Origin of the sequence: Micromonospora mangrovicola, from assembly GCF_047200535.1 — a bacterium.
Classification (GTDB): Bacteria; Actinomycetota; Actinomycetes; order Mycobacteriales; family Micromonosporaceae; genus Micromonospora.
This window is the reverse complement of the sequence record NZ_JBJZOG010000198.1, coordinates 1-3,909: the sequence shown is the minus strand read 5'-3', so window position 1 is coordinate 3,909 and position 3,909 is coordinate 1. Positions and strand designations below refer to the sequence as shown.

General features: G+C 72.2%; 4 protein-coding genes. 1 reads left to right on the top strand and 3 read right to left on the bottom strand.

Annotated features, from left to right (window positions below):
- Positions 1-18: 18 nt before the first annotated feature.
- The 3 genes from ACL02O_RS33780 to ACL02O_RS33770 all read right to left on the bottom strand — a co-directional run bounded on the left by ACL02O_RS33780 (position 19) and on the right by ACL02O_RS33770 (position 2,371).
- Positions 19-612 carry an ATP-dependent Clp protease proteolytic subunit gene (locus ACL02O_RS33780; RefSeq protein ID WP_412822246.1) on the bottom strand — a complete coding sequence of 198 codons (594 nt, stop codon included), beginning with the start codon at positions 610-612 and terminating at the stop codon, positions 19-21.
- 148 nt (positions 613-760) lie between these two features.
- On the bottom strand, positions 761-1,582 hold the full coding sequence (locus ACL02O_RS33775; RefSeq protein ID WP_412822245.1) for a TrmB family transcriptional regulator: 822 nt from the start codon (positions 1,580-1,582) through the stop codon (positions 761-763).
- Between the two features lie 216 nt (positions 1,583-1,798).
- The gene (locus ACL02O_RS33770) at positions 1,799-2,371 is read right to left on the bottom strand and encodes a helix-turn-helix domain-containing protein (RefSeq protein WP_412822244.1); all 573 of its coding nucleotides are present in this window, start codon (positions 2,369-2,371) and stop codon (positions 1,799-1,801) included.
- A 248-nt stretch (positions 2,372-2,619) separates the two neighbouring features.
- On the opposite strand from ACL02O_RS33770, the gene ACL02O_RS33765 reads away from it, so the two are divergent.
- Positions 2,620-3,633 carry a potassium channel family protein gene (locus ACL02O_RS33765; protein WP_412822243.1) on the top strand — a complete coding sequence of 338 codons (1,014 nt, stop codon included), beginning with the start codon at positions 2,620-2,622 and terminating at the stop codon, positions 3,631-3,633.
- The last annotated feature ends 276 nt before the right edge of the window (positions 3,634-3,909 follow it).

Here is a 3,909-nt window from a genome sequence, read left to right as displayed (position 1 = left end):
CCCGTCCCGGGTCGTTTCTCAGGCGGGAAGCTGCTCAGCCCGGGCGACCACCTGGTCGATCAGGCCGTACTCGCGGGCCTGCTCGGCGGTGAACCAGCGGTCCCGGTCCCAGTCGCGCTGGATCTCCTCCAGCGTGCGCCCGCTGTGCCGGGCGATCAGCTCCTGCATGGTCCGCTTCACGTGCAGCATGTTCTCCGCCTGGATGGTGATGTCGGCGGCCGTGCCGCCCATCCCGCCGGACGGCTGGTGCATCATGATCCGCGAGTGGGGGAGCGCGAACCGTTTACCGGCCGCCCCCGCGCAGAGCAGGAACTGCCCCATCGAGCCGGCCAGTCCGAGCGCCAGGGTCCCGACGTCGTTCTTGACATAGCGCATGGTGTCGTAGACGGCCATCCCGGCGGTGACCGAGCCGCCCGGCGAGTTGATGTAGAGGAAGATGTCCCGCTCCGGGTCCTCGGCGGCCAGCAGCAGGATCTGCGCGCAGATCTGGTTGGCCGAGGCGTCGGTGACCTCGGTGCCGAGGAAGATGATGCGCTCCTTGAGCAGCCGCTCGAAGACCCGGTCGCCGAACGACGGCTGCCCCTCGTCCAGCATCCAGATGCCGTACCCCATGACCTGACCACCCTCCGTGCCGCCGGCGGGCGACGGGCCGCCCGGGAACCGGTCAGCTCCAGCCTCCGGCGGGTGGTGGCCGGTGCCCAGGGATTCTGCCGGCGGCAGATCCGCCCTGGGCAGAAGCGGCCGGGGCGGCCGCAGTGGGTCAGCCGACCCCCACCACCGCCGTGGCGAACTCCTCGCCGGCGGACCAGATCGACTCGTACGCCTGGATGAGCAGCTGGGCGAGCGCCGGGTGCTCGATCAGCAGCGACGTGCTCGACGCCTCGTCCGCGCGCGGATCCCGCATCGACATCAGCACCCGTGCGCCGTCGGCGATACAGAGCCGCATCGGCACCTCGGTTACCAGCCGCGCCCGCTCACCGGCGCCCACGAAGCCCCGGGTGTGCGACACCAGGTCCGGATCGTCGAGCATCGCCCGCTCGTAGACACAGCGGACGTCTCCGCCCTCGTGGGCCAGCCGGCGGGCGGCCTCCATGCCGGCCGGGTTCTCCACCACCAGGTACGGCATCTTGGCGAGAGTGAGCAACTGGTGCCGGGCACTCGACTGGAGTTCGGCGAAGCGCTCGCCGAGCAGTTCCCGGTCCCGGATGACCTCGACGTAGTCCAGCGGGTCGTCCTCGGACCGCCCGCGCGTCCACAGCGGAGCGAGCTGTTCGATCAGCTCGGTGCCGGCCCGCTCGCGTTGTTCGTACGCGCTGCGGTGGACCTCCATCATCCGGTTGACCGCCGACTGCGGGTCGACGGCCGCGTAGCGCACCACCGGGCCGGGACGGACCCGGACCAGCCCTCGCTCGCTCAACGAGTTGAGCACGTCGTAGATCCGCTGCCGGGGGACACCGGAGGCGCGGGCCAGTTCCGCCGCGGTGTACCGGTCGCGGGCCACCAGGGCCAGGTAGGCACGGGCGGCGTACTGGGTGAGACCCAGCCCGATGAGGGCGTCGATGAGGGGCGCTACACCGGTCATGGCACACACCGTAGCTGCCGGCACACCGGTGTGGGGAGATCGATCACGCTCATCGACGGAAGTCAAGACTTGTCGCGGTGGTCGGGCGCTCGATATGGTTCCGACCATCCTGTCACCACTGGGGGTGGTGACAGGTGGACGTCCTCCTGACGGGACGCCACCCCGGTGTCGGCCCGACCGGTCGGCACCGGGGCGGCCCGTCGTCCTGGGTCGACGTCAGACGCGTGCGGCCCGTCGCCGCGTCACCCGCCGCCCGGCACGCGCGCGCCGGCGCGCCGGCGGTGGGGCCGGGAACAGCCAGATCCGGGCACCCGCGCCGGGCATCGGCGTGGCGTAACCGGCTCCGGCGCCGGGGGCCCCGGCAGCGGGCAGCCCGAGATCCATGACCGTCCCGCGGGTGCCGAGCAGCGGCGCTCCGCCGAGCCGTGGCCGACGCAGCACATGCGGCTGGGGCCGGCCCGGACGCGACCCGACGTGCAGGCGTACGTCGCCCCGACCGGCCGGGGCCCGCTCCAACCGGACCAGACCCGAGCCCGAGGTCACCGGCGTCCGCCGCTCGGTCCGGCGCAGCTCGTCGCGGGCCTCCTCCAGCAGGTCGGAGAGGTGGATGCCGAGAGCCCGGCAGATCGCGGCCAGCACCTCGGAGGAAGCCTCCTTGCGGCCGCGCTCCACCTCTGAGAGGTACGGCAGCGAGACTCCGGCGGCCAGGGCCACCTCCCGCAGCGTGCGGCCCTGCCGCAGCCGTACCCGGCGCAGCACCCCGCCGATCACCCGTCGCAGCAACGACATGCGGGCCTCCTCGCGGTCGTCCTCCCGCCCCATCATGCCCCGTCCGGACGCCGCACCACGGCCCGGCCGGGCATGGATCCCGGCCGGGCCCGTCAGGACCGGATGTCGCCCGCCGTGACGTCCGTGAATGTGACGGGCTCCTTACCGGTGGTGCGCGAGGCGGTACGTCGCCTGGCCCGATGGGCCCGGAGGGGGCGCACCCGTTATCTTGAGCACGTGCAGGCGACGGCGGCGGAGCAGGACCGACGGTGATCCATTTTCCCGCGCAACGGCGGGGGCCGCTGAGCGCGCTGAGTCTGCGCCTGCTCGCCGCCCTGGCCCTGGTGGTCGTCGTGGTGACCGTGGTCTGGATCGACCGGGACGGCTACCGCGACGTCAACGAGGACGGCCTCAGCCTCCTCGACTGCTTCTACTACGCGGTGGTCTCGCTCTCCACCACCGGGTACGGCGACATCACCCCGTCCGCCCCGTCGGCGCGCCTGGTGAACGTCCTGTTCGTCACCCCCGCCCGGGTGCTCTTCCTGATCATCCTGGTCGGCACCACCCTGGAAGTCCTGACCGAGCAGTACCGGACCGGCCGTCGCCTGTCGCGGTGGAGGAGAACCGTGAAGGACCACGTCATCATCTGCGGCTACGGCACCAAGGGCCGCAGCGCCGTTTCCGCGCTGCTGGAGAACGGCCTGGACAAGTCCCGGATCGTGGTGGTGGAGCGGAGCGGAGCCGCGCTGCGGCAGGCCACCTCGGCCGGGCTGGTCGCGATCGAGGGCTCGGCGACCCGATCGTCGGTGCTGGAGGAGGCGCACGTCCGGACGGCCAAGGCGGTGATCATCGCGACCGACAGCGACGACGCCTCGGTGCTGGTGGCGCTGACCGTCCGGCAGCTCACCGCCGGCCAGGTCCGGATCATCGCGGCCGTCCGCGAGGCGGAGAACGCCCCGCTGCTCAAGCAGAGCGGGGCCCACCATGTCATCGTCTCCTCGGCGACCGCCGGCCGGCTGCTCGGTCTCTCCACCTCCGCCCCGCCGCTGATCGACGTGGTCGAGGACCTGCTCACTCCGGGGCAGGGCATGGCGCTGGCCATGCGTTCGGCCGAGCGCGACGAGGTGGGCAGGTCACCGCGTGAGCTGGACTCGCTGGTCATCGCACTGGTCCGGCGAGGCAGGGTGGTCACGCTGAACGACCGGGCCGGCGCGGTCATCGAGACCGGCGACATGCTGGTCCACGTCCGCGACGACCGGCCGACGCCCACCACGCTGCCCTGACCCGTCCGCCGCCGGCGGATCGTGGCCCTTCGGCGCTGCACCAGCGACGGCGAGGGTGGCCGGACCAACCCGCCGGGCACCACGATCGGCAGCGGCTGGGCCGACTACAGGAACCACGGACGGTCACGGCAGCGGATTCGACGGCAGCGGCAGGCTGATCCCCAGCGGCTGGAACGTCGAAAACTCGGTCCGCCGACCTGGCTGTGGCTGCACGGCTGAACGGGAAGGGCTCGCGACTTCAAGGTCGCGGGCCCTTCCGCTGTCCCGTCCGACTAT

Bases quoted from the DNA above. Each gene is read 5' to 3' on its own strand.
- ACL02O_RS33775 (WP_412822245.1), bottom strand. From the start codon at position 1,582: ATGACCGGTGTAGCGCCCCTCATCGACGCCCTCATCGGGCTGGGTCTC.
- ACL02O_RS33770 (WP_412822244.1), bottom strand. From the start codon at position 2,371: ATGTCGTTGCTGCGACGGGTGATCGGCGGGGTGCTGCGCCGGGTACGG.
- ACL02O_RS33780 (WP_412822246.1), bottom strand. From the start codon at position 612: ATGGGGTACGGCATCTGGATGCTGGACGAGGGGCAGCCGTCGTTCGGC.